Raw genomic sequence first — 2,314 nt, forward strand, 5'->3', positions numbered from 1 at the left:
GCACCCGGCCCCCCGGCCGGGTGCCGTCCGTCGTGCTGGCGCTCGGCGCCGTCAGCCTGCTCACCGACGTCTCCGCCGAGATGGTGACGGCGGTGCTGCCGCTCTACCTGGTGGCCGGTCTGGGCCTGTCGCCGCTCGGCGTCGGCCTGGTGGACGGTCTGCAGCACGGCGTCACCGCCCTCGTCCGGGTCCTGGCCGGCCACGCCGGCGACCGCTGGGGGCGGCACAAGGCGGTGGCCGGTGCCGGCTACGCGCTGTCGGCGCTCTGCAAGCCGCTGCTCCTGGCGGCGCAGGGGCTCGCCTCGGTGGGCGCGGTGATCGCGCTCGACCGGATCGGCAAGGGGGTCAGGACCGCCCCGCGCGACGCGCTCATCGCGCGCGCCAGCGCGCCGGAGCTGCGGGGCCGCGCCTTCGGGGTGCACCGGGCCATGGACACCGCCGGAGCGCTGCTGGGGCCGCTGCTCGCCTTCGCGGTGCTCCTGGGGACCTCGGACGGGGCGGTGGCGGGTCCGGGCGCGTACGACGCGGTGTTCACGGTCAGCGCCTGTGCGGCCGCCCTGGGGCTGACGGTGCTGGTGCTCTTCGTCCCCGGCCGGCCGGTCCCGGGACGGGGGGCGGCGGCGGCCGGGGCCGTCGGGCGGCCGCGGCTCGCGGAGGCGGCCGGGCTGCTGCGGGACCGGGGGCTGCGGCGGATCACCTGGTGTGCGCTGTGGCTGGGCGGCTGCACGGTCGGCGACACCTTCGTGTACCTGGTCCTCCAGCGGCGCACCGGGCTGTCGGACGGCGCCTTCGCGCTGCTGCCGCCGGCCACGGCCGCCGTGTTCCTGCTGCTCGCCGCGCCGTTGGGGCGGCTCGCCGACCGGGTCGGCCGGTGGCGGATCCTCCTCTGCGGGCACCTGGCGCTGCTGGGCGTGTACGGGCTGCTGCTGAGCGGCATCGAGTCGCCCGTGCTCCTGGCGGTGGTGCCGGTGCTGCACGGCACGTTCTACGCGGCGACCGACGGGGTGCTGATGGCCGCCGCGTCGGCGCTGGTGCCGGCCGGGCTCGGCGGGACGGGGCTCGCGCTCGTCCAGTCGGCGCAGGCGCTCGCCCGCTTCGGCGCCTCGCTCGTCTTCGGCGCCCTGTGGCAGGCGCGCGGCGACCGCTTCGCGCTCGCGGTCGCCGCGGTGGCGCTCGCCCTCGCCGTCGCGGCCGCGGGGCGTCCGCGCCCGGCCGCGCCCGTCCCCACCGCACACGGAGGTGTCCGATGACCCCCCTGACGACCCGCCGCCGTCTCCTCGTCCTGTCCGCCGTCACGGCGGGGCTCTCCGCGGTGGCCGGCGTGTCGGTGCTGCGCGGCGGCGGGACCGGTCCGGGCGGTACGGCTCCGGGGCCGCCGGTCGTGGCGGGGCCGGTGCCGCTGGCCGGTCCGGGCGGGCGTCGCATGGTGGCGCGGAACCTGGTGTGGGGACCGTACCGTGACGCCCTGTCGGTGGTGCCGGCCGACGGCCGGGACGGACCCAGGACCGCGTCGGCGGTCCGCTGTCTGCGCTTCCACGCGGCGGCGGGGACCGGGGTGTGCCTCCAGGCGGTGCCGGGCGCGACGGGGCCCGGCTACCGGGCGGTGGTGCTCGACGCGGAGCTGCGGGAGGTGGCGCGGCACGCGCTGCCGGGGGTACCGAGCCGGGCCCGGGTGGCGCCGGACGGGCGCCGGGTGGCGTGGACGGTGTTCGTGGGCGGCGACTCGTACGCGGGTTCGTCGTTCTCGACGCGGACGGCGGTGCTCGACCTGGACCGGGGGCGGCTGGAGCCGAACCTGGAGGAGTTCGCGGTGGTACGGGACGGGCGTCCGTACCGGGCGGCGGACGTGAACGTCTGGGGCGTCACCTTCGGCGCGGACCCGGACGTCTTCTACGCCACGCTGGCCACCCGGGGCACCGCGCACCTGGTGCGGGGTGCCCTGCGCGCCCGGACGCTGACCGTGCTCGCCCGGAACGTGGAGTGCCCGTCGCTGGCGCCCGGCGGGGACCGGATCGTCCACAAGAAGCGGGTGCCGGGGCTGCCGGCGGAGGCGCCCTGGCGTCTGTACGCGCGGGACCTGGCCACGGGGGCGGAGCGGCCGCTGGCGGAGACCCGGAGCGTGGACGACCAGGTGGTGTGGGCGGACGCGCGGACCGTGGTGTACGCGCTGCCGGGCGACTTCGGGGCGGACCTGTACGCCGTCCCGGCGGACGGGAGCGGCGTCCCGCGGCTGGTCGCGCGGTCCGCGGTCTCGCCCGCGTTCCTGGACTGACGGCGGAGTACGGCCGCGCCCCCGGACCGTGCGGTCCGGGGG

2 protein-coding genes are annotated in these 2,314 nt (G+C 78.7%); both read left to right on the forward strand.

The features are described from left to right. Nucleotides 1–1,250: MFS transporter (locus tag ACFQ8C_RS36915; protein ID WP_383466323.1), on the forward strand; the 1,250-nt coding region annotated here is incomplete at its 5' end. Nucleotides 1,251–1,255: 5 nt separating this feature from the next. Next, nucleotides 1,256–2,272, forward strand: a complete 1,017-nt coding sequence (locus ACFQ8C_RS36920) for a TolB-like translocation protein (protein ID WP_383466324.1) — start codon at nt 1,256–1,258, stop codon at nt 2,270–2,272. Nucleotides 2,273–2,314 lie beyond the last annotated feature (42 nt).

Source organism: Streptomyces sp. NPDC056503 (assembly GCF_042794995.1).
GTDB lineage: Bacteria > Actinomycetota > Actinomycetes > Streptomycetales > Streptomycetaceae > Streptomyces.